The sequence below is a fragment of the Mesorhizobium australicum WSM2073 genome (genome assembly GCF_000230995.2).
Classification (GTDB): Bacteria; Pseudomonadota; Alphaproteobacteria; order Rhizobiales; family Rhizobiaceae; genus Mesorhizobium; species Mesorhizobium australicum.
The window spans coordinates 4,190,685-4,217,132 of sequence record NC_019973.1 but is presented as its reverse complement, the minus strand read 5'-3'; the positions used below and the strand labels follow the sequence as shown (position 1 = coordinate 4,217,132).

At 61.2% G+C, this 26,448-nt stretch carries 22 protein-coding genes and 1 tRNA gene; 12 read left to right on the top strand and 11 right to left on the bottom strand.

Features of this window, described 5'->3' with window-relative positions; all coding sequences use genetic code 11:
* Nucleotides 1-34: 34 nt before the first annotated feature.
* Nucleotides 35-124, top strand: a tRNA-Ser gene (locus tag MESAU_RS20205).
* A 38-nt stretch (nt 125-162) separates the two neighbouring features.
* On the opposite strand, the gene MESAU_RS20200 is transcribed toward MESAU_RS20205, so the two are convergent.
* Nucleotides 163-1,350, bottom strand: a complete 1,188-nt coding sequence (locus tag MESAU_RS20200; RefSeq protein ID WP_041163264.1) for an IS481 family transposase — start codon at nt 1,348-1,350, stop codon at nt 163-165.
* Nucleotides 1,351-3,774: 2,424 nt separating this feature from the next.
* Nucleotides 3,775-4,008 carry a hypothetical protein gene (locus MESAU_RS20190; RefSeq protein WP_015317897.1) on the bottom strand — a complete coding sequence of 78 codons (234 nt, stop codon included), beginning with the start codon at nt 4,006-4,008 and terminating at the stop codon, nt 3,775-3,777.
* A gap of 379 nt (nt 4,009-4,387) precedes the next feature.
* Between MESAU_RS20190 and MESAU_RS20185 the strand changes: the two genes are divergently transcribed.
* From MESAU_RS20185 to MESAU_RS20160, 6 genes are all read left to right on the top strand, one after another.
* The gene (locus tag MESAU_RS20185; RefSeq protein WP_015317896.1) at nt 4,388-5,227 is read left to right on the top strand and encodes a sterol desaturase family protein; all 840 of its coding nucleotides are present in this window, start codon (nt 4,388-4,390) and stop codon (nt 5,225-5,227) included.
* 54 nt (nt 5,228-5,281) lie between these two features.
* Entirely contained in the window at nt 5,282-5,980 is a 699-nt protein-coding gene (locus tag MESAU_RS20180) for a DUF2161 domain-containing phosphodiesterase (protein WP_015317895.1), read from the top strand.
* A 56-nt stretch (nt 5,981-6,036) separates the two neighbouring features.
* On the top strand, nt 6,037-6,444 hold the full coding sequence (locus MESAU_RS20175; protein ID WP_041163455.1) for a DUF930 domain-containing protein: 408 nt from the start codon (nt 6,037-6,039) through the stop codon (nt 6,442-6,444).
* A gap of 183 nt (nt 6,445-6,627) precedes the next feature.
* Entirely contained in the window at nt 6,628-7,314 is a 687-nt protein-coding gene (locus MESAU_RS20170; RefSeq protein ID WP_015317893.1) for a TerC family protein, read from the top strand.
* A gap of 158 nt (nt 7,315-7,472) precedes the next feature.
* Entirely contained in the window at nt 7,473-8,786 is a 1,314-nt protein-coding gene (rimO, locus tag MESAU_RS20165) for a 30S ribosomal protein S12 methylthiotransferase RimO (protein WP_015317892.1), read from the top strand.
* 105 nt (nt 8,787-8,891) lie between these two features.
* Nucleotides 8,892-10,261 (top strand): IS1182 family transposase gene (locus MESAU_RS20160; protein WP_085986604.1). Its coding sequence is split into 2 segments (ribosomal slippage): nt 8,892-9,060 and nt 9,060-10,261, totalling 1,371 coding nucleotides; the frame shifts between segments, so codons are not numbered across the junction.
* 171 nt (nt 10,262-10,432) lie between these two features.
* On the opposite strand, the gene MESAU_RS20155 is transcribed toward MESAU_RS20160, so the two are convergent.
* From MESAU_RS20155 to MESAU_RS20120, 8 genes are all read right to left on the bottom strand, one after another.
* Nucleotides 10,433-11,500, bottom strand: coding sequence for a BMP family ABC transporter substrate-binding protein (locus MESAU_RS20155; RefSeq protein ID WP_015317891.1), 1,068 nt, complete (start codon nt 11,498-11,500; stop codon nt 10,433-10,435).
* A gap of 51 nt (nt 11,501-11,551) precedes the next feature.
* Nucleotides 11,552-12,472, bottom strand: coding sequence for an ABC transporter permease (locus tag MESAU_RS20150; protein ID WP_015317890.1), 921 nt, complete (start codon nt 12,470-12,472; stop codon nt 11,552-11,554).
* Nucleotides 12,472-13,602 carry an ABC transporter permease gene (locus MESAU_RS20145; protein ID WP_015317889.1) on the bottom strand — a complete coding sequence of 377 codons (1,131 nt, stop codon included), beginning with the start codon at nt 13,600-13,602 and terminating at the stop codon, nt 12,472-12,474. Before MESAU_RS20145 ends, MESAU_RS20150 begins: the two co-directional genes overlap by 1 nt.
* Nucleotides 13,599-15,176, bottom strand: coding sequence for an ABC transporter ATP-binding protein (locus tag MESAU_RS20140; RefSeq protein WP_041163454.1), 1,578 nt, complete (start codon nt 15,174-15,176; stop codon nt 13,599-13,601). Before MESAU_RS20140 ends, MESAU_RS20145 begins: the two co-directional genes overlap by 4 nt.
* A gap of 217 nt (nt 15,177-15,393) precedes the next feature.
* The gene (locus tag MESAU_RS20135; protein WP_015317887.1) at nt 15,394-16,371 is read right to left on the bottom strand and encodes a quinone oxidoreductase family protein; all 978 of its coding nucleotides are present in this window, start codon (nt 16,369-16,371) and stop codon (nt 15,394-15,396) included.
* A 27-nt stretch (nt 16,372-16,398) separates the two neighbouring features.
* On the bottom strand, nt 16,399-17,166 hold the full coding sequence (gene pcsA / locus MESAU_RS20130) for a phosphatidylcholine synthase (protein WP_224587278.1): 768 nt from the start codon (nt 17,164-17,166) through the stop codon (nt 16,399-16,401).
* Between the two features lie 47 nt (nt 17,167-17,213).
* Nucleotides 17,214-17,828 carry a DUF1326 domain-containing protein gene (locus tag MESAU_RS20125; protein ID WP_015317885.1) on the bottom strand — a complete coding sequence of 205 codons (615 nt, stop codon included), beginning with the start codon at nt 17,826-17,828 and terminating at the stop codon, nt 17,214-17,216.
* Between the two features lie 14 nt (nt 17,829-17,842).
* Nucleotides 17,843-18,730: a DUF2182 domain-containing protein gene (locus MESAU_RS20120; protein ID WP_041163839.1), complete on the bottom strand. Its 888-nt coding sequence runs from the start codon at nt 18,728-18,730 to the stop codon at nt 17,843-17,845.
* Between the two features lie 114 nt (nt 18,731-18,844).
* Here MESAU_RS20120 and MESAU_RS20115 point away from each other — a divergent pair, with 114 nt between their 5' ends.
* Together MESAU_RS20115 and hspQ are read left to right on the top strand one after the other, a co-directional pair.
* Nucleotides 18,845-20,059 (top strand): UbiH/UbiF family hydroxylase, encoded by a 1,215-nt coding sequence (locus MESAU_RS20115; RefSeq protein WP_015317883.1) that lies wholly within the window; start codon nt 18,845-18,847, stop codon nt 20,057-20,059.
* Between the two features lie 145 nt (nt 20,060-20,204).
* On the top strand, nt 20,205-20,528 hold the full coding sequence (gene hspQ, locus MESAU_RS20110) for a heat shock protein HspQ (protein ID WP_027142695.1): 324 nt from the start codon (nt 20,205-20,207) through the stop codon (nt 20,526-20,528).
* A gap of 82 nt (nt 20,529-20,610) precedes the next feature.
* On the opposite strand, the gene MESAU_RS20105 is transcribed toward hspQ, so the two are convergent.
* Complete coding sequence (locus tag MESAU_RS20105; RefSeq protein WP_015317881.1) at nt 20,611-21,240, bottom strand: invasion associated locus B family protein; 630 nt, start codon at nt 21,238-21,240, stop codon at nt 20,611-20,613.
* 232 nt (nt 21,241-21,472) lie between these two features.
* Between MESAU_RS20105 and MESAU_RS20100 the strand changes: the two genes are divergently transcribed.
* The 3 genes from MESAU_RS20100 to MESAU_RS20090 all read left to right on the top strand — a co-directional run bounded on the left by MESAU_RS20100 (nt 21,473) and on the right by MESAU_RS20090 (nt 26,420).
* Complete coding sequence (locus tag MESAU_RS20100) at nt 21,473-23,293, top strand: extracellular solute-binding protein (protein ID WP_015317880.1); 1,821 nt, start codon at nt 21,473-21,475, stop codon at nt 23,291-23,293.
* 15 nt (nt 23,294-23,308) lie between these two features.
* Nucleotides 23,309-23,989: a DsbA family oxidoreductase gene (locus MESAU_RS20095; RefSeq protein WP_015317879.1), complete on the top strand. Its 681-nt coding sequence runs from the start codon at nt 23,309-23,311 to the stop codon at nt 23,987-23,989.
* A gap of 538 nt (nt 23,990-24,527) precedes the next feature.
* Nucleotides 24,528-26,420 carry an ABC transporter ATP-binding protein/permease gene (locus MESAU_RS20090; protein ID WP_015317878.1) on the top strand — a complete coding sequence of 631 codons (1,893 nt, stop codon included), beginning with the start codon at nt 24,528-24,530 and terminating at the stop codon, nt 26,418-26,420.
* The last annotated feature ends 28 nt before the right edge of the window (nt 26,421-26,448 follow it).

The following is a 26,448-nucleotide window of genomic DNA, read 5'->3' as shown; positions in this document are numbered from 1 at the left end:
GCCGGGCACACTAGAGCAGTGGCCGGCAGTCGCTGGAGGGATGGCCGAGCGGTTTAAGGCACCGGTCTTGAAAACCGGCGTGGGCGCAAGTTCACCGTGGGTTCGAATCCCACTCCCTCCGCCATAACGTCTATGGTCCGTTCCGGACACATAGGTTACGGTTTATACCGGAGACATGGGTAACACTTTTGGCCCGAAGGGGTTTTGGAGTGGTTCGAGCCTGCATGTCTCATCGTCGAAATATCCCAAATCATAGTCCATGAAGCTAGCCAGCCAGATATGGTCCTCGACCTGTTTGATGCCGACGCTCTGGCCGGCGAAAACGAGGCTGAGGTTGATCTTCTTTCTGTTATAGCAGATGCGGCCGCAGGTAGTGACGATGACAGCCTTGTCGTGAAACGGATAATCGAGATCTGGCAGGCCGGCATAGGGTCGCGTTGAGGGTGCGTAACGCTCTGCCGGACAGTCCATGCCGAGGGCCTGGTGGGGGCGTTCTGAGTTGAACTCGTCGATGAAGTCATCGAACCTGGCCTGCTGCTGCAGAAAGTTGGCGCCTGCCGGTTTGGTGGTTTCCTTCTTCAGGGTCAGGTGCATGCGTTCATGGCGCCCGTTCTGCTGCGGGCAGCCCGGTTTGATGCGCTCGATGTCGATGCCCAGGCGCAGCCACCAGACCGACAGTTTGCTGAGGTTGAACAGCGCATTGGGGCTGGCGAAGGGAACACCATTGTCGGTCCTGATCGCGCTGGGCAGGCCGAACTCCTTGAAAACCCTTTCGAACACGGTGAAGGCATAGGCTTCCTTCGTGGTCGACAGCGCCTCGCAGGCGATGAGATAACGGCTGGCGAAGTCGGTGATCGTCAGCGGATAGCAATAGCGCCGATCGGCGAGCATGAACTCGCCCTTGTAGTCGGCACACCAAAGATCGTTGGGCCGACAGCCGTTGGAAAGCGGTGTTCCCGTCGCCCTGTTGCGCCTTCGCTTGCGGTGCTCGACCATCCCGTGCCGGTCGAGCACGGCGTGCACGGTCGAAATCGCGGGCCGGTGCACATCCGGATATAGCCGGGCCAGCCGCTCGCGTATCTTCGGCGCACCCCAAGTCGGCTTGTCTTGCTTCAGACGCACAATCAGCTTCTCGATTTGAAACGGAAGCTGATTGGCATGGCGGTAGGGCCGGCGCGATCGATCCGTCAGCCCCTCCAAGCCGCTATCATTGTAGCGCGTGAGGATCTTGTAGCCGGTCTTGCGCGAGATATCGAACTCACGGCAAAGCACGGCCATCTTCTCGCCGTCCAGCAGCCGCGCGACGAACTTCAGCCGCTCGTCCATGACGTTACACTCCTTCCAAGGCACCTTGCTCTCCTTGCAAAGGGCCGAAAGTGTAACCCATCTATCCGGAATGAACTGTCACCCATCTCTCGGGAAGGGCATATGAATCAGATAGGGACCCCACCGCTATCCCCAGCCCGCTTGGCTGCGATGGTGCCGCAACATCTTCACCAATCATCCGCGGGTGCCATGGTCGAGTTCGACACGGGCATCTGGGGCCGCCGATTTGAGAGCCGATAAGGGGTGACTGCAAGGGCCGTAAAGCGTCTCGTAGTTACCATTCACGATGATTTTGGGCATGGTGGGCACAGGGAACCGGTAGCTATCCACCGCGTTCTCTCGGCATGCTCAAGAAAATCGCCTTTGCCGCCGTGCTTGTTCAAGTTGCAGCCTTGTCAGCCCTCCTGACGCAAACATTCCTCCTAGCATCCACGCCTACCCAAGCGGCCAGTGTGCAAGGCGAGCCCGTGGTGGCCGTTACGGCATCGGAATGCGCCAAGGCGACATGGCCTAATATTCCCGTTCAGTGCCTTGAGAGGGTTGAGGCGAGAGCGCAATAAAACTGGAGAAACGCAAGCCGGCGGGCCGCCTCCGACACACGGAATTGCGTCCAAGGCGATCATTGCCATCGTCGAAAGCTACAGATTACTGCTGACGCCCGACCGGCGAAACTGTCACGATTAACGAATCATTGACCGCGCTGTCCTATTCTGAGACAGCGCGGTCAAATCCCAACCGGACTGCGCAGGCGGCTCCGGCAACCCAGCCCCCGCCGCACTGTCGGAGCCGCCACCATAAATGGAATACCAGCAATGGTTGAATCAACCGTTACTGCAGTTGTTGCAACTAGAACGAACGATTCCACTGTTCCGCATCATTCCACCTAGCGCGCCCGGTTCAAAAAACCGCAGGACGTCATAGGAGCCAAAAAAAGCCCGCCGGCGGAGCCAGCCCGCTCAGCGTGACAAACAGGAGACTGATAGCGAATCCGTTTCGATTTATGCTCTGAGCATGGAATGCGCCTTCGATGACATCGCCAGCGCCAGACAGCCCGCAAACGGCAAACGGCAATGGGAAGCGCTATAGCAGCGAGTCCTGCTCTAGCTCCCTCTCGCAAGGCGTGGGCCGTGCCACAGCCGGCTGACACTCTACAGAAGAGCCGAGCAGTCTACCTGATCGCGCATCGAGGCTAGATCGTCGCGAACGAGCCATTCCGAATAAGCCCTCAGTCGCCTGAGGCCAGCGGTCTTGGCGTCTCGCTCGGTTCGCTCAGTTTCCAGCGTTGCTGACGCTGGGAGCCACGCGATGCATTTAGGCTTCGGATGATACCGAAGTGATCCGACAATTTGATCCTTCACCGGCCATTCCCCTCATACGCCCTGTGAAGCTTTCACATGTGGCGGGGTAAGTCGTCCGTCATTGTGATGATGTCACGGCCAACTGCTATGCGTTAGCAATCGCTTGTTCCCTCTGGACTATCGCCGTGCCGACCGCGTTGTTTCCCGGCTGGTTCCAATGGCGGCACCTCCCAGCTGCGCGGGTGCAAAAGCCTTCGGCCGGGACAGGAGGCAGTTCAAAGGGGCGAACCGATAACAGGGAAGCGGACCAGTTCCGAACCTTCATGACCGGCACATATTTTTCAACCCACCAGCAAAAGGCCCGCCAGGTGGGAACCGGCGGGCAAGTTCTGGAGTGCTGGGATCAACCAGCATAGGTCAACGATGGGCGGCGAAGTTGGTTGCGGGGTCGACCCAACCGTAGACGGCTATTTCGACTCCACGCCCGGCTCAGGCTGAATGTCGATCGTGTCGCCATCTCCATGCACGGCATCACGGTCCCAGTCATTGGTCTTGTCAGGTGTTTTGGCAACCGCTTTTCGGGTGTCCCTTCCTCGGTCCTTGCGGGGTTCTGGACCTGGCAGTTCGCGTGATGACTTCGGCTCCACATGCGCCTCCTGTTCTCTACCAAAACAAAGTCGGGGGGCTCGGGTTCCAACAAAGCAAAGCCCGCCGCCTCCGGGAGGAGCGCAGCGGGCCATTCGGCTAGGAGTTGAGGGGACATCTCCACGCTGCCAAAACAACAGATCGGCAGCGGATTGGTTCCCTGATGACGGGACCGTGAGATAGCGGGTTAGCCCAACAGCCGCCGCAACCGCTCCGCCCCGGCAAACGATCGGCGTTTGCTATTTGGCTTTTAGCCGGAGACATGTCAGCCAGATTTCTTGGCTCGGTCGCTTTTCGCTGCGCGTTCGTCTGGTGGCCCCGACGCTTGGTGCAACCCGACCGTCTCCCGCCGTTTGAATGATGCCGTTTCTGGAAGCTGGCGTATTAACGGTCAAGCTGGCGGGTAATCATCCCAACCCAACACCGCTGGTCAGGCCCGGCGGCGTCCCACCCCTCCTCGCCGGGCCGCCCGCATGTTGCACAAAGGCGAAGGTCGCCACCTTGCTCAGTCGGACTGCTGTGTACGCTCCGCGATGGCAAACGCCTGCAGGTTCCTGGCCTTGCCGATGTCCCGGTCGGCGTTCGCGATGATCGAAAAGAAGGCTGCTCTGGCGATATCCTTCTTGGAGGCCTTGGGGTGCGCTTTCTGGGCAGCCTTGACGAGCTGCTTGGGAGACATGTCGGGCGTGACGATCCTCATGAGGGTATCGCCGATCGCACTCATTTCGCTTGCATCCATGATGGGCGTCCCTGCGCTGACCGCAATGCCACAATAGCAAGGACAACTCGCGACCGACAATATGGTTCTGAAAATGAGAAACCCCGCCGGCAGGGACCGGAGGGGTTAGTCCTGGAAGGACGCGCGTTGCGCTGCGTTCGACAAGCGCGCATTGTCCAGATATCGCGCGGTTGCGACACCGATGTGACACAAGGACAGATGGCTGCGTACGCCCTTCGCAAGGACGATCGGTACGCGTCTCGCGGTCTTACGACATCGGTGGCGATCACATGCCGGCCATAAGCATTATCGGAGATCCCTTCAGCCTTTGGAAAGGGAGATGTGGTTCTGCTGAGGAGTTGAAGCGCTGGCGGCGTGCCGGCGACAGGCTGGGCGATAGATGGACATCTTTGGCATCAAGGCGCTTTTGATCTGTGCGCTGATCTTCATTCCGTTCGAACATCTGTTTGCCGAGCAGCCGCAGAAGGTCCTCCGCAAAGGCTTGGATGTCGATCTGATTTATGTGCTGTTCAACACCTTCGTCATAAAGGCAGCCATGGCCATGATGGCGCTCGGCACCCTCGAAGCCGCCGCGATCCTTGTCCCGCAATCGGTAACGCGGGCCGTCAGCGGCCAGCCCATCTGGCTGCAGGTTGCGGAAATGATCCTGATCACCGATATCGGCGTCTATTGGGCGCATCGGGCCTTCCATAAAATCCCCGCTCTCTGGAAATTCCATGCGATACACCATGGCATTGAGGAGCTGGACTGGCTCGGCGCTTTCCATTCCCACCCGGTCGACGCGATCGTCACAAAGGCAATATCGTTGACGCCGATCTACCTCCTTGGCTTCTCCGACGCCTCACTCGCCGTCTTTTCGCTTATCTACTTCGGCCACACGATGCTTGTTCATTCAAACCTGCGGATTGCGTTCGGCCCCTTCAAGTGGTTGATTGCCAGCCCGCAGTTCCATCGCTGGCACCATGCCAACCAGCGCACAGCCTACGACAAGAACTTCGCCGGCCAATTGCCGTTCCTCGACGTGATATTCGGCACCTACAATGCCACCGGCAACAAGCTGCCCGAGAAATACGGCGTCGATGATCCCATCCCCTCCAGCTATTTCGGCCAGCTCGGCTATCCGTTCTTGCCTCACAGGAAGCCGTCGAAACGGGCAGCGCCGAGCGTCGAAGCAGGCTGGTTGCCGGACACGCCGGGCATCGAGCATGTCGACAGATGAGTTCGGGGCCACGGTGCCGAGGCCTTTCATGGCGAATCGGCTAAGCCTCGAGGCATGAACGAGACCTCACTCTACGCGCCGGTGAAGCGCTTCCTCGAAAACCTCGACTTCGTCGTGAAAGGGGAAATCGGCGGTTGCGACATCGTCGCGCTGCGCGAGGGAGAGCCGCCGATCGTCGTCATCTGCGAGCTGAAGCTGCAGTTCAATCTCGAACTGGTTTTGCAGGGCGTCGACCGTGCGGCTGCTTGCGATGAAGTTTGGCTGGCAGCGCGCATGTCGGCGCGGGGCAAGGGGCGCGAAAGCGATGCCAGGTTCCGCAATCTCTGCCGTCGGCTTGGCTTCGGCCTGCTCGCGGTGACCGCCAATGACAGGGTCGAAGTGCTTCTCAGTCCGGTCGCCCAGGCACCGCGCAAAAATGCGCGACGGCGTTCTCGCCTTGTCGATGAGCATCAGCGCCGCCGCGGCGATCCTGTCGCTGGCGGCGGATCGCGCACTCCGATCATGACCGCCTACCGGCAGAGCGCCCTCGCCTGCGCCGCCGCGCTTGCGGACGGCCCCAAACGGCCGCGCGATCTGAAAGCCTTGACGTCGATCGCGCCGAAGATTCTTCAGCACAATGTCTATGGCTGGTTCGCAAGGGTCGAGCGTGGTCTCTATGATCTCACGGATGCCGGCCGAGCTTCGCTGGTTCGTTGGCCGCAGGTCGCGCACGATGAAGCCCGACACGAGATTTTGATTGCGCCGGACCTCTGAATGCCGGGGTTTGCCGAGCATGAACCGCCGCTATTGGTTGATTTTTCAGACAAAACATGTTGCTTGTCCCGCCCATGAAGACACTCTGCATGATGGCCATTGCGTCCCTGACGCTGGCCTTTCCGGCCAGTGCGATGGACAACGCTTTGCGCGCCGGGCTGATGAAACTTGATCCGCAAACCCGCCTCGAACAACGTTGCGATGCCGAAATCCTGGACCGGATCACCCACGATGATCGCAAGTTCAAGGCCGACCGCGTCGTCGCTTACGCCTTCGCGACGCCGGAGATGAGCGCCGACGCAATCCGGAGTCCCGGTGCGGCGTTCCGCAGCAAGGGGCAATGGTACCGGCTGAAATTCAAATGCCAGACGGGACCGGACCATATGGAAGTTCTCCAGCTCCGCTATCGGATCGGGGACGAGATTCCGGAAGCCGACTGGGCGAAATACAATCTCTACGATTAGGTTCTCGCGGGCTTGCGCCCGCCTCCGGCTTGTGCCGGCGGCTGTCGAGAACCTCCCGCAATTCCACCGCCACGAAAATGGTTTTCCAGCGTTGCCCGTTGCCGCACTTGACGCCAGCGGACCATGCCTTTAGGCCCGTTCGGACGATCGACGACGAACACTCGACGAAGGGCTTCCAGGTCGATGGAAATATTTACCGCCGCGGGCTTTTCGGCTCTCCTTCAGGTCATCGCCATCGACCTTGCGCTCGCGGGCGACAATGCCATCGTTATCGGCCTTGCCGCTGCCGGCCTGCCGGCCAGCCAGCGCCAGCGAGCCATTCTTGTCGGCATCGCGGCGGCCACCGTTCTTCGCATTTTCTTCGCCCTGATCACGCAATGGCTGCTGACCATTGGTCCCATGCTGCTTATCGGCGGCGGCCTGCTTTTGCTGTGGGTTTGCTGGAAGATGTGGCGCGAATTGCGTGTCAGCCACGACGATGAGCGCGACGCCACCGAAGCGCTGTCGAACGGCGACTTCGACAAGGATGGCGTCATTGGCGGCAAGGGGCCGAGCAAAACCTTCTCGCAGGCCGCCTGGCAGATCGTCATTGCCGACGTCTCGATGTCGCTCGACAATGTTCTGGCCGTCGCGGGAGCGGCTATGAACCATCCGACGGTGCTGATTGTCGGGCTGGCGCTGTCGATCGCTTTGATGGGCTTTGCGGCGTCGTTCGTCGCGCGCTTGCTGCACAAATACCGCTGGATTGCCTATATCGGCCTGGTCATCATCCTCTATGTCGCGGTCAAGATGCTGCTGGACGGAGCCGTGCAGCAATTCCCCGATCATTTCGCTTTCCTGTCACCCTGGTTCGGGTCGAACGGGCACTGACGCACATGCCGGGCCGCAGGGCTCCGTTTGCCTGATTGAGCAAGCCGTGCTATTGCGCCGCCCAAATTGAGCTCCTGCCAGGAGCCATGCCAACCGTCATATGTTGAGACTGCGGGCCGGATCGGTGTTTCCGGTTCGCGTCCATTGGAAAATTGCCCATGTCCGCCCCACGCGTCAGCTTCGTCAGTCTCGGATGTCCCAAGGCCCTTGTCGATTCCGAGCGCATCATCACGCGTCTGCGGGCCGAGGGTTATGAGATCGCCCGCAAGCATGACGGCGCCGATCTCGTTGTCGTCAACACCTGTGGTTTTCTCGACTCCGCCCGCGACGAGTCGCTTAACGCCATCGGCTCGGCACTGTCGGAAAACGGCAGGGTCATCGTCACCGGCTGTCTGGGCGCCGAGCCGGACGTGATCCGCGAGAAGCACCCCAACGTGCTGGCGATCACCGGTCCGCAGGCCTATGAGAGCGTGATGGCCGCCGTCCATGAGGCAGCCCCTCCCGCACACGATCCCTACATCGACCTGCTGCCGCCGCAAGGCGTCAAGCTGACGCCGCGCCATTACGCCTATTTGAAGATTTCGGAAGGCTGCAACAACCGTTGCACCTTCTGCATCATTCCGGCACTGCGCGGCGATCTCGTCTCACGGCCGGCCGCCGATGTGCTGCGCGAAGCCGAGAAACTGGCCAAGGCCGGCGTCAAGGAACTGCTCGTCATCTCACAGGATACCAGCGCCTACGGCATCGACATCAAGTACCAGACGTCCATGTTCGGCGACCGCGAAGTGCGGGCGAAATTCCTTGATCTCTCGGAGGAGTTGGGCAAGCTCGGCATCTGGGTGCGCATGCATTATGTCTACCCCTATCCGCACGTCGCCGACGTCATCCCGCTGATGGCCGAAGGAAAAATCCTTCCCTACCTGGACATCCCCTTCCAGCATGCCTCGCCACAGGTGCTGAAGAACATGCGCCGGCCCGCTCATGGCGAGAAGACGCTCGAGCGCATTCGCGGCTGGCGCGACGTGTGCCCGGATCTCGCCATCCGCTCGACCTTCATCGTCGGCTTCCCCGGCGAAACGGATGACGACTTCGAGATGCTACTCGATTGGCTGGATGAAGCGAAAATCGATCGCGCCGGCTGCTTCAAATACGAGCCGGTCAGAGGCGCCCGCTCCAACGAGCTCGGGCTTGAGCAGGTGCCGCAGGAGATCAAGGAAGCGCGCTGGCATCGCTTCATGCAGCGCCAGCAGAAGATCTCGGCAGCGCAGCTGGCCAGGAAGGTCGGCAAGCGTCTGCCGGTGCTGATCGACGAGGCGCACGGCACTTCGGCAAAGGGTCGCACCAAATATGATGCGCCCGAGATCGATGGTTCGGTCCACATCCAGTCGCGCCGCCCGATGCGCGCCGGCGACATCGTCACCGTCAAGATCGAGCGCGCGGACGCTTACGATCTCTACGGCTCGGCTGTCTGAGCCTTCCGTCAAGTTCACCATCCAAATGAAAAAGGGCGCCTCGCGGCGCCCTCAGACTGCTGACAAACCCCTGGCAATTGCCGGGGGTTTTTGATTCACTGGGTCATGTTGAAGCGACCCGCCCCCGAACAGACCGCGCTCGAGATGGTAACGTTGGATCAGCTTGTTCCTGCTGATCATCTGTTGCGCAAGATCGACCGCGCGATCGACTTTTCCTTCATCCACGATCTGACCGCGCCGCTGTACTGTGCCGACAATGGCCGGCCGCCTTTGGACCGACCTTGATGTTCAAGGCGCTGTTCGTGGGCTACCTGTTCGGGGTTCGCTCGGAACGCCAGTTGGTGCGCGAGATCGAGGTCAACGTCGCCTATCGCTGGTTCTTGCGGCTGAAGCTGACGGACAAGGTGTTCGACGCCTCGACGCTGTCGCAGAACCGGCGCCGGCGGTATCAGGACGAGACCATCGCGCAGGGTATCTTCGACCGGATCGTCGAGCAGGCGATCCGGCATGGGCTTGTCGACGGCACGGTGCTCTACACGGACAGTACGCATCTCAAGGCCAACGCCAACAAGAACCGCTTCGACCTCGCGGTGGTGGCCAAGTCGCGCGCCGACTACTGGGAGGCGCTGGATGCCGCAATCGAGGAAGACCGCGCCCAGCACGGCAAGAAGCCGCTGAAGAACAAGGAGCGCCAGCCTGCCGAGAAGCAGACCAAGGTCTCGCGTACCGATCCCGACAGTGGCTACATGGTACGCGACGGCAAGCCGAAGGGTTTCTTCTATCTCGACCACCGCACGGTGGATGCCGCCCATGCCATCATCACCGACACCTATGCCACGCCGGCCAACGTGCATGACTCGATCGTCTATTTGGGCCGCCTCGACCGGCAGCGCCAACGCTTTGGCTTCCAGGTGGGGGCGGTTGGGCTCGATGCGGGATATGCGACCGCCGGCATCGCCAAGGGTTTGGAGGACCGCGACATCCTCGGCGTCACCGGCTATCGCAATCCAACACCGCCAAAGCCCGGCATGATGAGGAAGACAGCCTTCGCCTATGAGCCGGACCTGGATGGCTATCGCTGCCCGCAAGGCCAGCTTCTCAGCTACGCCACCACCGATCGCAATGGCTACCGCCAATACAGGAGCGACCCGGCCATCTGTCAGGCCTGCCCGCTGCTGGCTTCCTGCACGACCAACGCCGCCGCGACACGCACCATCACCCGTCATGTCTGGCAAGATGCGCGAGAGCGCATCGACGCCAATCGCCTTACCGGCTGGGGCAAGCTTATCTATCGCCGCCGCAAGGAGACCGTCGAGCGCTCCTTCGCGGACGCCAAGCAACTGCATGGCCACCGCTACGCCCGTTTCCGAAGTCACGTTCGCGTCGCCTGCCAGTGCCTGATCGCAGCCGCGGCTCAGAACATCAAGAAAATCGCCCTTTGCCTGTGGCCAAAGTCAAAGCCAGGCCTCGCCTGAGGCCCGCAAACCATTGCGCTGCCTCCTGCAACCTCATGTCAAATCGTCCTGACCGCGAAATCGCAAACACGTTCAGTCGCATAAAACAAAACCCCGCCTAAAATAGACGGGGTTTGTCAGCGATCTGAGGGCGCCTCGCGGCGCCCTTCCCATAGAGACGTGGCGTGCTGCTTATTGCGGCAACTTGTCGTCGACGCCCTTGACGTAGAAATTCATGCCGAGCAGCGTGCCGTCGTCGGCGACCTCGCCGTCCTTCAGCCATGCCGAGCCGTCCTGCTTGGCGATCGGCCCGGTGAAGGGGTTCCAGCCTCCGGCGATCTTCTTTTCGGTCGCTTCGGCCATCGCCTTAACGTCGTCGGGCATGTTGGTGTAGGGCGCGAGCTTGACCGCGCCGTCCTTGATGCCGAGCCAGACATTGTCCGGCTTCCAGGTGCCGTCGATGGCCGCCTGCACGCGGCTGATATAATACGGACCCCATTCGTCCGTCAGCGAGGTCAGCTGCGCGTTGGGCGCGAACTTGATCATGTCGGACGACTGGCCGAAGCCGTGCAGCTTGCGCTCCTCGGCCACCTGCAGGGCCGCGGTCGAGTCGGTGTGCTGGACGATGATGTCGGCGCCCTGGTCGAACAGCGCCTTGGCGGCGTCGGCTTCCTTGCCCGGATCGAACCACGAATTGACCCAGACGATCTTGGCCTTGAAGTTCGGATTGATCGACTGCGCGCCGAGCATGAAGGAGTTGATCCCCATCACCACTTCCGGGATCGGGAAGGAGACGATGTAGCCGGCGACGCCGGACTTCGATTCCTTGGCGGCGATCTGGCCGAGCACGTAGCGGCCTTCATAGAAGCGGGCATTGTAGATGCCGAGATTGTCCCCGGTCTTGTAGCCGGTGGCGTGCTCGAACATCACCTTGGGAAACTTCTTGGCGACCTTCACTTCGGCGTCCATGAAGCCGAACGAGGTGCCGAAGATGATCTTGCAGCCTTCGCGCGCCAGGCGCTCGAAAGCGCGATCGGCATCGGGGCCTTCGGAGACGTTTTCCAGGTAAGCAGTCTCGACCTTGTCGCCGAGCGCCTTCTCGACCTCGAGGCGTCCCTGGTCGTGCTGGTAGGAATAGCCAAAATCGCCGATCGGGCCGGTGTAGACCCAGCAGGCCTTCAACTTGTCGGCTGCCTCCGCGGACACGGCCAGCGACAAAGCCGCTGTCGTCGTCATCAGGGCAATAAGCAGTTTTTTCATTGTGTTACCTCTCTGAGTTAAGCCTTGGAGCTTCCCGTCTTGTTCTTGTTGTCAACGATCCGGAACGAATGGCTGCCCCAGGGATGCCGGCGTGTTCATCATCGTCAGACGCTTGTTGCGCGAGATTAGAACGAGAACCACGACGGTTGCCAGATAGGGCAGAGAAGAAAGCATCTGCGAGGGCACTGGAATGCCAAAAGCCTGTGCATGAAGCTGGCCGATCCACACCGCGCCGAAGATGTAGGCGCCGGCCAGTACCCGCCATGGCCGCCAGGACGCGAACACCACCAGTGCGAGTGCGATCCAGCCTCGGCCCGCGGACATGTTCTCGACCCACTGTGGCGTATAGACGAGCGACAGATGCCCACCGGCAAGACCGGCGCAGGCACCGCCGAAGATGACCGAGAGATAGCGGTAACGGATGACCTTGATGCCGAGCGCATGCGCCGAGGCATGGCTGTCACCAATCGAGCGCAGCGTGAGGCCGGTACGCGTCTTGAACAGGAACCACATCACCGCGGCCGTCAGCGCGATCGAAATGTAGAAGATCGGATCCTGGCCAAAAAGAAGCCTGCCCACGACCGGTATGGAACTGAGGCCGGGAATATCGAGATTGGGCAGCCTGACACCGGGCTGGCCGACGAAGCTTGTTCCCATCATGCCGGAAAGGCCGAGACCAAGCAGCGTCAGTGACAGGCCTGTTGCCACCTGGTTGGTGGCCAGCGACAGCGTCATCACGGCAAAAAGCAAGGAGAACAGCGCGCCCACGACGATCGCCGCCAGAAGGCCGATCCAGGGCGATCCCGTCAGATAGCCGGCCCCGAAGCCGCCGACGGCGCCCATGACCATCATGCCTTCGACACCGAGGTTGAGCACGCCGGAACGTTCGACCACCAGTTCGCCTATCGCCGCGATCAAAAGCGGCGTCGCCGCCGTGGCGATGGTCAGGAGGATGTTGACGGTGATGTCCATCAGCGGGCTTCCTTCAACTTTGGTGCGGCCTCGAGCTTCGCGGGCGTTTCCTGTTTCGTCAGCGCCAGACCGATCAAGCGGATGCGGTAATGAATGAGCGTGTCGCAGCCGAGCACGAAGAACAGCAGCATGCCCTGGAACACCCTCGCCACCTTGTCGGAAATGCCGAGTGCGCTTTGCACGGCCTCGCCGCCGAGATAGGTCAGGGCCAGCACCAGGCCCGCGGCGACGATGCCGAGCGGATTGAGGCGGCCGAGGAACGCCACGATGATGGCCGTGAAGCCATACCCGGGCGAAATCACGGGCTGAAGTTGCCCGATGGCGCCGGAAACTTCGGAGATGCCGGCAAGGCCGGCCAGCGCTCCCGATAGCAGGAAGGCAAAGAACACCATCCGGTTGAGGCCGAAGCCGGCGAAGCGCCCTGCCCTTGGGCTGGAGCCCAGCACGCGGACCTCGAAGCCCTTGAGCATGCGGCCCATCAGGATCCAGATCAGCACCGCGGCCACCAGGGCGAACACAAACCCCCAATTGGCGCGCCCGGCATCGGGCATCAGTTCCGGCAGTACGGCCGCGTCGCCGAACTGGATCGTCTGCGGAAAGCCGTGGCCCTGCGGATCGCGCCAAGGGCCGCGCACCAGCCAGTCGAGGAACAACTGCGCGACATAGACCAGCATCAGGCTGGTCAGGATCTCGTTGGTATTGAACCGGGTCTTCAGCAAGGCCGGGATCGCCGCGTAGGCCGCACCGCCGACCATGCCGAGCAGAAGCATCAGCGGCAGCACCAACGGGCCTTCGAATTGCGGGAACAACACGGGAATGATGGAGCCGAAGATTGCCCCGAAGATGAACTGGCCCTCGGCGCCGATGTTCCAGATGTTGGCCTTGTAGCAGACCGACAGGCCGACAGCGATCAGGATCAGCGGCGCTGCCTTGATCGCCAGCTCATGCAACTGCCAGACCTGGCTGATCGGCTCGATGAAATAGATCTGGAAGGCATTCAGCGGGTTGACGCCGAGCAGAGCGAACAGAACCGCGCCGGCAATGATCGTCAGCCCGAAGGCGATGAATGGCGACAGCATCGAAAACAGCGCCGAGCGCTGCGGGCGTTTGACGAGTTCGAGGCGCATCATGCCGTCTCCAGCGTATGTTCGGCGTGGCCGGGCTCGGCGCCGCCCATCAGCAAGCCGACCTTCTCGAAAGTCGCTTCGGCGATCGGCATCGGCCTGGACAATTCGCCATTGTGCATGACGGCAATCGCGTCCGATATTTCGAACAGCTCGTCGAGATCCTGGCTGATCACCAGCACTGCTGATCCGCTGCGAGAGAGCTCGATCAGGGCCTGACGGATGTGCGCTGCGGCTCCGGCGTCGACACCCCAGGTCGGCTGGTTCACCACCATCACGCTTGGCCGGCGGTCGAGTTCGCGGCCGACGATGAATTTTTGCAGATTGCCGCCCGAAAGTGCTGCCGCTTCAGGATCCGGGGCGCTCTTGCGCACATCCATCGCCTCGATGATGCGCTGCGAGGCGGCATAGACGGCGCCGCTCTTGACCATCCCGCCGCTGCCGACAAAAGCCTTGCCGTCCGTGGCATGGCGCGACAGCAGGAGGTTTTCCGAGAGCTTCATGCGCGGCGCGGCGCCATGGCCGAGACGCTCCTCCGGCACGAACGCGGCCCCCAACAGGCGCCGCCCGGTAATGGTGAGGCTGCCGGCGTTCTTGCCGCGGATGCGCACTGAGGCGGCATCCTGCTGCAAAACCTCGCCGGAGACGGATTCGAAGAACTCGCCCTGGCCGTTGCCGGCGACACCGGCAATGCCGATCACCTCGCCAGCGCGGACATTGAGGCTGATGTTCTTGAGCGGAATGGAAAACGGCGTTGCCGGCTTGCGGTTGAGGTTGAGGATTTCGAGCAGCGGCTGCGCGGTTTCGATCCCCTCGACCGGCGCGCGCACCACGGCCTGCACTTCGTTGCCGACCATCATGCGGGCGAGCGATGAGGCTGTCTCCTCGCGCGGGTTGCAGTGACCGACCACCTTGCCGTGCCGCAGCACCGTGGCGCGGTCGCAGATGCGTTTGACCTCTTCGAGCCGGTGCGAAATGTAGAGGATCGATTTGCCTTCCGCGCGCAAGCGTTCCAGCGTCTCGAACAACTTGTCCGCTTCCTGCGGCGTCAGCACCGATGTCGGCTCGTCCAGGATGATGAGCTGCGGCGTCTGCAGCAGGCAGCGGATGATCTCGATGCGCTGGCGCTCGCCGACGGACAGATCGCCGACCAGCGATTCCGGATCGAGCGGCAGGCCGTAGCTGTAGGAAAGCGCCCTCGCCTTGGCCGCGATGCTGCCGATCGGCGAGCCGTCATCCAGCGACAGCGCGATGTTCTCGGCGGCCGTCAGGGCTTCGAACAGCGAGAAATGCTGGAAAACCATGCCGATGCCGAGCTTTTTGGCAACGCCTGGACTGGTGATCCGCACTGCCTGGCCGTTCCAGAAAATCTCGCCGGAATTGGGTTCCAGCGAGCCGAACAGCATCTTGACCAGCGTCGACTTGCCGGCGCCGTTCTCGCCGAGCAAAGCGTGGATTTCACCTTTGGCGATGTTGAGGTCAATATGATCGCACGCTGTCAGCGTGCCGAATATTTTGGTCAGGCCACGAACCTCGAGCAGGTTCGCCCCATCATGATTTGCACTCACAGTGCCTCCCATCCGGATTACCGGACATGTTCTGTGTTCCCGCAAGCATCGTATGCGCGGCCGGCTCTCGTGCGAAAGCAGCACCCAACTTGAAAGAGCTTCAAGAATTTCAGCGGAAACTCAAGGGCAAAGATCAGCCTTCCTTCGCACAAGCATATGGCGGGCCGGCTTTTCGGGCAAACCATGCTCGCGGCTGCGGCAGCGCGCTGAAAACGCAGGCAGATTGCCGTCAGGGAACCAGGATGGTCGTACCTGTCGTTCTGCGGCCTTCGAGGTCCGCATGTGCCTTGCCGGCATCTTTCAGCGCATAGCGCTGATTGATCTTGATCTCGACGGCGCCGCTGAGCACGACCTCGAACAGTGCGGCGGCGGAGGCATCGAGGTCCTCGCGCCTGGCATTGTAGACGAACAGCGTCGGCCTGGTTGCGAACAGCGAGCCCTTCTGCGCCAGCAGCGACATCGAGAACGGCGGGATGGGTCCCGAGGACTGGCCGAAGCTGACGAACATGCCGAGCGGTTTCAGGCAGTCGAGCGATGCCGGAAATGTGTCGTTACCCACCGAATCGTAGACGACGTCGCACTTCTTGCCGCCGGTGATGGCTGCTACGCCGGCGACGAAATCCTGCTCCTTGTAGTTGATGACATGGTCGAAGCCGTGCGCCTTGGCGAGTTCGATCTTGTCGGTGGAGCTGGCGGTGCCGATGACCATCGCGCCGAGATGCCTCGCCCATTGGCCGAGGATCAGGCCGACCCCGCCGGCCGCGGCGTGAAACAGGATGGTGTCGCCCGCCTTCACCTTGAAGGTGCGGCGCAGAAGGTATTCCGCGGTCATGCCTTTCAGCATCATGGCGGCGGCCTGCTCGTCGCTGATGCCGTCCGGTACCTTGACGACCTTGCTGGCATCGATGACGCGCTCTTGCGCGTAAGCGCCTGTCGTCACGGCATAGGCAATCCGGTCGCCCGACTTCAGCCAATTGACGTCCCCGCCGACTTCCAGCACCACGCCGGCGGCTTCGCTGCCCGGAATGAGCGGAAATCCGCCGGGCGGCGGATAAAGACCCGAGCGATGATAGACATCGATGAAATTGAGACCGATCGCGGTATGCCTGATCAGGATCTGCCCCGAACCCGGCTGGCCAGGATCGGCGTCCTCATGGATCAGGACTTCCGGACCGCCATTGGAGTGGATGCGGATGGCTTTGGACATGGAGAGGATTCCTTGAAGAGCGGCTGGTCAGGCCTTTTTGGCGCCGAGGTTCGGAAAGAACTGCATGAGGCCACCAATGGTTGCGAGATAGAGCCCGGTAACGGTGATTCCGATCTTCGTGAAAGTGCCGACTTGCTCGCCCAGCACGCCGATCTGGTCGTAGAAAGCGGCGAGTGCGGCCTGCGCAAGCGCGAGCGCGCCGAAAGCACACCACAACAGCGTCATGCCGAGGTTGATCGGCCGCAGCCGCTTCACCCGCACCGGATGGATGAAGTTTATCGGGACAAAAGTCAGAATGCCGGCCACCACCACCACCGCGAACGAGACCCATTGTCCCGGTTCGATGACAAACAGCGTGAACACGACCATGTTCCAGACCACCGGGAATCCCTTGAAGAAATTCTCCTTCGTCTTCATGCCGGTGTCGGCATAGTAGATCGCGCTGGAGACGACGATGATCGCCGCCGAAAGGAACGACAGGCCCTCGCCCATGAAGCCCCGTTGGTAGAGCGCGAAGGCCGGGATCAGCACGTAGGTCACGTAGTCGATGATGTTGTCGAGGAGTTCGCCGGACCAGGTCGGCAGGATTTCCTTGACCTCCAGCTTTCGGGCGATCGGCCCGTCGATGCCATCGACGAACAGCGCCAGGCCTAGCCACCAGAACATGGCCGTCCAGCGCTCCTCGCTCGCCGCCACCAGCGACAGGAAAGCCAGGAACGAACCGGAGGCGGTCAGCAGATGCACCGAAAACGCACGCGCCTGCGGCCAGGTGACCTTCTTCTTCGGCCGCGGAATTCGGTCGGTGATCTTTCCGGCGATCTTGCGGGCTTTTGTGTTCTTGCTCACGGGCCCCGCCAATCAAGCTTGCAGATCTCGGCCGATCGGCCGGCGAAATTCCAGTTGCGGCCAAAGGCGCGCATCTTGCTCTTGTCGGACCTCGCCACGATGATCTCCGGCGCGATCCAGTATTCCGAATTCGTGATCACCGTATCCTTGTCGCGGTCCTTGCCCGCGATTGGCGTGACCGCCCCGTCGATGATCTTCGGAATCTGGAAGATACGCGTCTTGTCTCGTGTCTCGTAGGTGATCGGCACCTGTTCGACACCCAGGAATTTGCCGACCAGAATCGAGAGCAGCGACGTGGTCCCGCCGGCCTTGCCGGTGAAGATCTTGGTCAACGCCTTGACCGCGTAAACCGAGGCTCTGATGTCGATGAACAGGCCCGCGGTCCAATTGCCGCGGCTCATGTAACCGGGGATTTCCATGATCAGCCCAAGGTTGAGGCCGGAGAGGTCGACTTCGCCGAAGTGACCCGCATCGATACGGAAACCCGCCCATGTCTGGCAATAGCCTTCTGTTGGTGGGTGACTGCCGAGCGACAAGACGCAAGGGCAAAAAACCGTGCAATTGCAGGAGAGTACGAGCTCTCCTTTCATTGCCCAGCCCGGGTCAGTCATCGAATTCCCCCCAATCACAGTGAGACTACTAGCAGCACGGCTGCCCAGACAAGCAGTATCGCACCGGCCAGCCGGGTTGGAAGACTGCCCATCGTTTGTTTTTCAATTAGGGTGAACACGCCGATCAGCGCCATCCAGAAGACGTTCATGACGCCGACGGCGAACATCACCAGCATCAATGCCCAGCAGCATCCCAGGCACCAGATACCTTGCACGATGCCCAGCCGAAAGATGCGGAAGGTCTCGGCACTCCAGTTTGAAAACAAGGTCGAGAATGGGTTCCGGCATTTCGTCAGGCAGGCCTCCTTGAGGCCGCTGAACTGGTAGAGGCCGGCAACAAGCAAGGCCAGCCCACCAGCAACGCCAAGCACCGGATCGAATACCCCCGCGGACGCGGCGACTGCGTGGACGGCAAGTGTCAGTGCCGCAAACTGCAGCGATGCGGCGAGCCAGGCGCAGAGGTAGCCGGCAACCAGCACCAGCGGATGGACGACCGGCGCCCGCTTGATCCGCGCCGTATCGGCGATCTCGCAATAGGTGCGGATCATCGGTGCCGCCGACGGCAGCATCGCGGCGATCGCCATCAGGAACCACATGAGGATGAGTGCCAAAGCACGCGGGCCGATGCTTGCGTCCAGCGGCGCTGGCGAAAGGCAAAGAACGAAAAAATGGTCCAGGAAATCGGGCAGCGGCAGCTGTGGCAGGTTGCGCAGGAGAGCGTCACCCGGCGCGCTGATCCGCGCCTCGGCGCCGCGTATCGCCATCGCGGCAAGCAGCAGCCAGGCCAACGCGATGCTTGCACAGACGACGACGTTGACCGTCAAACGCGGGTCGCGCGCGACATTTGCCGTGGCGCGGCCGGCGCGGTCGAGATGGCTGAAGTCGTCCTGTTGGCCGGTCATGACATCCGAATGGGCCGAATCGCCGCGTTGATCAAGCCGCATGATCTGCCCTATATGCCTGTTTGGACTGGCAGGTCTGGTGGCCGCCTCTCAACTGCAGACCGGAAGCCGATCTTGGAGCATCAGAAAACAGCGCGGATACTGATTGCGGGCACGGGGCCGGCGGGGTTGATCGCCGCGCTTGCCTTCGCCGATGCCGGCTTTCCGGTGACGATTGCCGGGCCGGAAACCCCGGCTCCCGACGGTCGCACCACGGCGCTCATGACGCCTGCCCTGAAGGTGCTCGAAGGGCTGGGCGTGCTCGAGGACATCAGGTCCAAGGGCGCGCCTTTGAAGGTGATGCGCATTGCCGATGCGACCGGCCGGCTGATCCGCAGCCCCGTCGTCACCTTCCGCGCCAGCGAGATCGGCGAGGAACAGTTCGGCCTGAACCTGCCCAACGGCGTCCTTGGCCCGGCGCTTGCCAGCAAGGTGGCCGCGCATTCCGGCATCGAGTGGCGCAGATCCATGGTGAAGGCATGGCATCTCGGCGCCGGCAAAGCGCATGCCACGCTGGCTGATGGCAGCGAGATCGATGCGTCCCTTGCGGTCGCCGCCGACGGCCGCCTGTCGCCGGCCCGCGAGGCCGCGGGCATCTCGACGGCGGCGCGCGCCTACCCTCAGGCGGCGCTTGTCCTCAATTTCGGCCACAACCGCGAACATGGCTTCACCTCGACGGAATTCCATACAGAGACCGGCCCGTTCACGCAGGTTCCACTGCCGGGCAATCGCTCCAGCCTTGTCTGGGTGGTCAAGCCAGAGACCGCCAAGGAGCTTGCCGCTTTGGACGATGCAACGCTCTCGCTCCGCGTCGAGCAAAAGATGCAATCGATGCTGGGCCGGGTATCCGTCGAGCCGGGTCGCCAGATTTATCCATTGTCGACGGTGACCCCCCTGCGTTTCGCGGCGCGACGGGTGGCGCTTGTCGGTGAGGCGGCGCACGTGTTCCCGCCGATCGGCGCGCAAGGCCTCAACCTAGGCATCAGGGATATCGACGATCTGGTTGGAATCGCGCGTGAAAATCGTGAGGCTCCGGGGGCTGTTGCGGCCCTTGCTGCATACGATTTCAAGCGCCGGCCCGATATTCTGGCGCGCAGCAGCGCAGTCAATCTGCTCAACATGTCGCTGCTTTCGGACATGTTGCCGGCGCAGATGGCGCGTGGCGTTGGCCTGGGTGTACTTGGCGGCTTTACGCCGCTGCGCGCCTTCTTCATGCGGGAAGGGCTTCGTCCGGGCAGCGGCTTTGCGGCACTTGCGGGCGGCCTTCGGAAGCCGGCTCGGCAGCGGTAGCGATTTTGCGGACTTTGCCGCGGTATCGCGACGTTCATCAAAACCTTTGTTGCGCATACCGCGTATCTTGAAGGCTCAGACGCTCGGGATTGAATTGATGCGGAGTCTGCGCCAAATAAAGCCAAGGAATTCAGTGGTGAGTGCGATGAAAACGGCCAAATTCGCGATCGGACAGGTGGTTCGCCACCGGCTGTTCCCGTTCCGAGGCATCATTTTCGACGTCGATCCGCAATTCGCCAACACCGACGAATGGTACGAGGCCATCCCCGCCGACGTACGGCCGCGCAAGGACCAACCATTCTACCACCTGCTCGCCGAGAATTCGGAAACCGAATACATCGCCTATGTGTCCGAGCAGAATTTGCTCGAGGATCAGTCGGGAGAACCGGTCCGCCATCCGCAAATCAAGGAAATGTTCGACAAGAAGCCGGATGGGCGCTATGCGCCGAAACGGCAGTCCAGGCACTGACATCCGTCATGCTGAGTATGGCCAGAAATGAAAAAAGCGGGGCATGACCCCGCTTTTTTGACTCGCTATGCCCGACGCCGGATCAGTTGGCGGTCTTCGCCTTGTCCTGCTCGTCCTTGAGCTTCTTGGCGAAGTCCTGGTTGTTCTTGGCGACGAAGTCCTGAAGCTTCTTCTGCCGGTCCTCGATGTCCGACTGCTGCAGCGGCGGGCCGTCATAGGCGCCGCTGAAGCCCTGCAGCGCGATCTTGATCGGGTTGGCCTGGTTCTGGAAATTGATCGAGGTCAGCGTGATCCCCTGACCCTTCTTGAACGAAGCGACAAGCTGATCGGTCAGCGGCACTTCCGCCACGCAACGATCCGGGAAACAGATGACATAGTCGAGCTTCTGCGCCTTGCCGGTGTCGATCTGCAGGCCGATGCCGGGAGGCACGAGGCGGCCGGTCGGGACCGTCACCTGGAACACTTTGCGGTTCACCTTGCCCTTGAGCTCGATCAGGCTGACGCCGGTGACGAGTTGGCCATTGCCAGCGGTGACGATGTTCTGGACATTGCAGATGTCGACGTCTTCCTGCTTGGTGCAGGCCTTGAACCAGCCCTGCGGAATCTGCGGCTGCTGCTGCGCGGAAGCAGAGGGAAGTCCTGCGCCGAGAAAGCCAACCACGCCTGCGGCCATGACCGACAGGCGGTACGCGTTGCTGTTCAGGCTCGTCATGTCGTGCACTTCCTCTCAATGATCCCGGGACCGGCTTCTTCGCGCCGTGTGGTCCAGCTACCTGTTGCCAAAATGAGGCAACAGAATGACTTCGGACGGCGTGTTACACTGCAAGCGGCGTCGAATCCAGCCCGCCGACCGGTAATTCTTGACGACGCCATTGGCCGCCACGCAGGTGCCCCATGCTAGGGTGCGGACCGAATCATCAAGCCGACCTGTTAAGGAGACGGTCATGGGCCGCGTTCTTGTTTGGCTGGTCACCGCATTATCGTTTTTCAGCCTGTCGTCGCCTCCGGCGCTGTCGGAGCCGAAACACGCGATTGCGATGCAGGGCGAACCGGCCCTGCCGCCGGACTACACCCATTTCAGCTACGTCAATCCCGACGCGCCGAAGGGTGGCAGCATTACCTATTGCGTCGTCGGCAGCTTCGACAATCTCAACCCTTTCATCCTGAAAAGCCTGCGCACGACCGCGCGCGGCATGATGGACACGATTTACGGCAATCTGGTCTTCGAGCCGCTGATGCAGCGCAGTGCCGACGAGCCCTTTACCCTTTATGGGCTTCTGGCCGACACCGCCGACATGGATCCCGAGCGCAAGACCATCGAATTCCATCTCAACCCGAATGCCAAATGGTCGGATGGTCAGCCAGTGACGCCGGAAGACGTGCTGTTCACCTACGATGCCTATACGCAGAAAGGCCGTCCGCCCTACAGCGACCGCATGGCCAGGATCGCCAAGCTCGAAAAGACGGGCGACCACAGCGTGCGCTTTACCTTCAATGACAAGGCCGATCGTGAGTTTCCGCTGATCATCGCGCTGACACCGATCATCCCCAAGCACGCTTTCGACATCGACACTTTCGACAGGACGACGCTGAAGCCGTTGATCGGCAGCGGTCCCTACAGGATCGCGCAGGTGACGCCCGGCCAGCGCATCGTCTTCAAGCGCAACCCCGACTATTGGGGCAAGAACGTTCCCGCCAAGCGCGGTTTCGACAATTACGACCAGATCACCATCGAGTATTTTCTCAACGCCAACGCCAAGCTCGAAGCTTTCAAGAAGGGTCTTTGCGCCATCGACGACGACAGCGATCCGGTGAAACGCGAGCGCGATCTCGACTTTCCGGCGTTTCATAGGGGAGACGTTGTCTCAGAAACCTTCGATACCGGCATTCCACCCGTCGTGACGGGTTTTCTGTTCAACACGAGGCTGCCGAAGTTTTCCAACCCCGTGGTTCGGCGCGCGCTCGGCATGCTTTATGATTTCGAATGGGCCAACAAGAACCTGTTCGGCGGCAAGTACACCCGCACGATGAGCTACTGGCAGAACTCGGAGCTTTCCGCGCTCGGCCATCCGGCTGATGACAGGGAAAAGGCGCTGCTGGCGCCCTATCCCGGCCGCGTGCCGGCCGACGTCATGGACGGCACCTGGAAACCGCCGGTGACGGACGGTTCGGGCCAGGACCGCAAGGTGCTGAAGACCGCTTTCGATCTTCTGAAAAGCATCGGCTACCATGTGCAGGACGGCACGATGATCGATCCCGACGGTAAACCTTTCGGCTTCGAGATTCTGACCGCCTCGCAGGATGAAGAACGTCTGGCCGGCATCTATCAGCGCACGCTTGAGAAGATCGGCATCAATGTCAGCATCCGCAGCCTGGACGGCGACCAGATCCAGTCGCGCAAGCAGCGTTTCGATTTCGAGGTCCTGATCGGCTCCAGCGGCTTCAACAATTCGTTGTCCCCTGGCATTGAGCAGATCGGGCGCTGGTCGTCCGCCGCGGCCAGGACCGAGGGATCGTTCAACCTCGCCGGCGTCGCCGATCCGGCGATCGATGCGGCCATCGACGCAATGCTGCGAGCCCGTTCGAAAGAGGATTACGTCGCGGCGGTTCGCGTTCTCGATCGGCTGCTGATCTCCGGCAATTACATGGTGCCGATGCAGTACAATACGCAGCAGTGGCTTGCTTACTGGAATTATCTGGAACATCCGCGCAAGACGCCCATATTCGGTTATCAGCTGCCAACATGGTGGCGCAAACCGAACTGAAGTCCGGAGATCGAGATGAGCGAAGCGAACGCCATAACCGTCGACGTGGTGTCGGACGTCGTCTGCCCGTGGTGCTTCATCGGTCAGAAGCGGCTGGACAAGGCGATCGCCGCGGCCGGCGATGTCGAAGTGCATATACGCTGGCGGCCGTTCCAACTCGATCCAACCATTCCGCCGCAAGGCAAGGACCGCCACGACTACATGCTGGCCAAGTTCGGCAGCGACGAGCGCATTCGCGAAATTCATGCTCGCATCGAACCGCTTGGCGAAGCTGAAGGCATTTCCTTTGCCTTCGACGCTATCAAGGTGGCGCCGAACACACTCGACGCGCATCGGCTGATCCGCTGGGCCGGTGCCGCCGGCGAGGACGTCCAGAACCGACTGGTGCGCCACCTATTCCAGCTGAATTTCGAGGAAGGCGCCAATATCGGCGACCACACCGTCTTGGTCGAAGCTGCCCGCGAGGCCGGCATGGACGCCGCTGTTGTCGAAACGCTCTTGCCGAGTGACGCTGATGTCGAGGCGGTTCGCACGGAAATCGCCACCGCGTCGCGCATGGGCATCACAGGCGTGCCGTGCTTCCTGCTCGAGGACAAATATGCCGTGATGGGTGCGCAGGATGCCGACACGTTGGCCGATGCGATCCGTCAGGTCGCGGCGGCCAAGGCGCGTGGCGAGTTGGAGAAAACCGGCTGAGGCCAGGGGACGCCACTTCTCCTCCATTTTGACGTAGCTGATGAAAGAGCCGCTTGCCATTGGGCCGGTGCGGATCCCCCATTTGGTTGACGAATGGGCAAGAGAACGATCCTGCACTCCCGCTGTTCCGATGCGATATTGGCGACTTCGCCGCGGCAAGGAAGCGGCGTCGACCCCGGCCCTCATGATTTTTTGAGTCACGAAACCGTGTACCAGGTTTCCCCAGGGGAAGATCGACAAAAGCCCCGTTCGCCGCGTCCAAGCTGCTGAAACCAATCAAATTTCCTGATCGCTGCCCACCGTTTTGCTGGCGATTCGATCTTCAATCTGTTGCTTCAGTGCAACGGCCGCGAGAGCAATCCCACAGGCCTGGTTTAAAAATTAATGGAAAATGATCAATTGGTGTTACCATCCGTAACAAAACAAAAAAGGTTTGGGCGGGATCGTGATTCGGATCGGCAGGCGATCGCAAGAGTCAGTACCGGATGGACTACGCAGCGACGCCGCAGGGCGGTCGCATTTGACGCCGGTATCCTCGATGCGCAATTTCTGGGGGCTCGTGCGAGCCTACTGGATCTCGGACCGCTGGAAGGAAGCCTGGGCGCTGACGCTGGTGATAGCCCTGCTCACCGCGCTGTCCAGCAAGGCCAGCGTGTGGTTCGCCATGGCGTCGGGCGAATTGGTGAATTCGATCGCCTTCCTGCACGATGCCGCCAACACCAGGCCCTTGGAGACAATCCTGACCAACGCCGGCATACTGGTGCTGCTGGTCATGCTCAAGGACGTCGGCTTCACCGGCGTGCGCAATCTCGTCTCGGCAACCTTGCACCGCAAATGGCGCGGCTGGCTGAACGACCAATTCAACCAGGCCTTGCTCGACGGCAACCATACTCATTTTCACGCTCAACATGGTTCCGCGGACGGCGGCATCGTTGCGCCCGACAATGTCGACCAGCGCATCCAGGAATCGATCAAGGACATGACCGGCGGTGCGATCGGCCTCGCCATGGGCGTGCTGGGGCTGGCGACTTCGCTCTACTTTATAGGCCAGAACCTGTTGCAGTCGTCAGTGGAGGTCAAAGGCCTGGAGTTCCTTGGCAGCTATGGCAGCGCTGTTCTCGCCCTTCTCGCGGTTGCCACTTACGTCCCCCTCAACACCTGGATCGCCGTCAAGCTCGGCAGCCTGCTGGAACGTCTCAACATTCGCATGCAGAAGGCCGAGGGAAGTTATCGTAGCGAACTGACGACGTTCCTGCGCCGCAGCTTCCATGTCGCCGCCTCGCATGGCGAGGGCGTGCAGAAGAGGATGCACGACCGGCTCTATGTCGACATCGATCGCACCTGGGGGCGGCTGAATGTCGTCAACACCAGCTATATGTCGTTCGAGCTGATCTACAACTTCGTCGGCGCCCGTATCGTCGCCTATGCTCCAGGCCTTGTGCCGTTCATCCACAGCCGCTTGGACTATAAAGGCTACATCACCGGCTCCGAAATGGTCGCCCAGCTCATCAGCCAGTGTTCCTGGTTCATTCATGTCATGCCCGCCATCGCGACGCTGCGCGCCAACAGCCAGCGCGTGACGGAGCTCGCCAACGCGATCGAGAAAGTCCAGCACCCGCAGGAATTTTACAGCCAGAGCGGCCGTTCCGACTTCCACTACGCCAGCCAGAATCCGGTCTTCGGTCTGACCATCCAGAAGCTGGAGCTGGCGCATCAGGGTGAGGATGCGACACCATTCCTCAGTTCCGCCAACCTGCGCTTCCGGCGCGGCGAATGGACCTTCCTGAAAGGCGAATCCGGGTGCGGCAAGACCTCGCTGATCAAGGCGATCAACGGCCTGTGGCCTTATGGCCGCGGCACCATCGTCTTCCCCGAGGGCGTCAAGAGCTTCTATGCCGCCCAGGAGGTCAAGCTGCCGCAGGTGTCGCTGAAACAGCTGGTCTGCCTACCAGGCTCCGAAGGCGACCACGGCGATACCCAGGTCGCGTCGGCACTGCACAAGGCTGGCCTTGGCGATTTCATCGAACACATGGCCAATGAAAGCCGCGAGGGCAAGAGCTGGGATCAGGTCCTGTCGGGCGGCCAGAAGCAGAAACTGGTGGTGGCTCGTATCATCCTGCAGCAACCGGGCCTGCTGTTCCTTGACGAGGCCACCGGGGCTCTCGACCCTGATGGCAAGATCGCCTTCCACCAGGCCATCAAGGACAACTGCCCTGATGTGACGGTGATCAGTGTCATGCACGAAGCCGTGGCACCGAGATCTGCCGCCGGGACCGAGTTCTACCACTCGATGGTCCTGATCGCCGATGGCGTCGCCACGAAGAAGCCGCTTGCCCCGAGCCTGCCGCTGGAACTCACCACGATCCTGGCCCAGCCAAGGCCGGTCGAGGACAAATGGACGCGTTTCTCGCGCCGGCTGAAGCAGAAATAACGCTGATGTCACCGTGGCTTGCAACGGT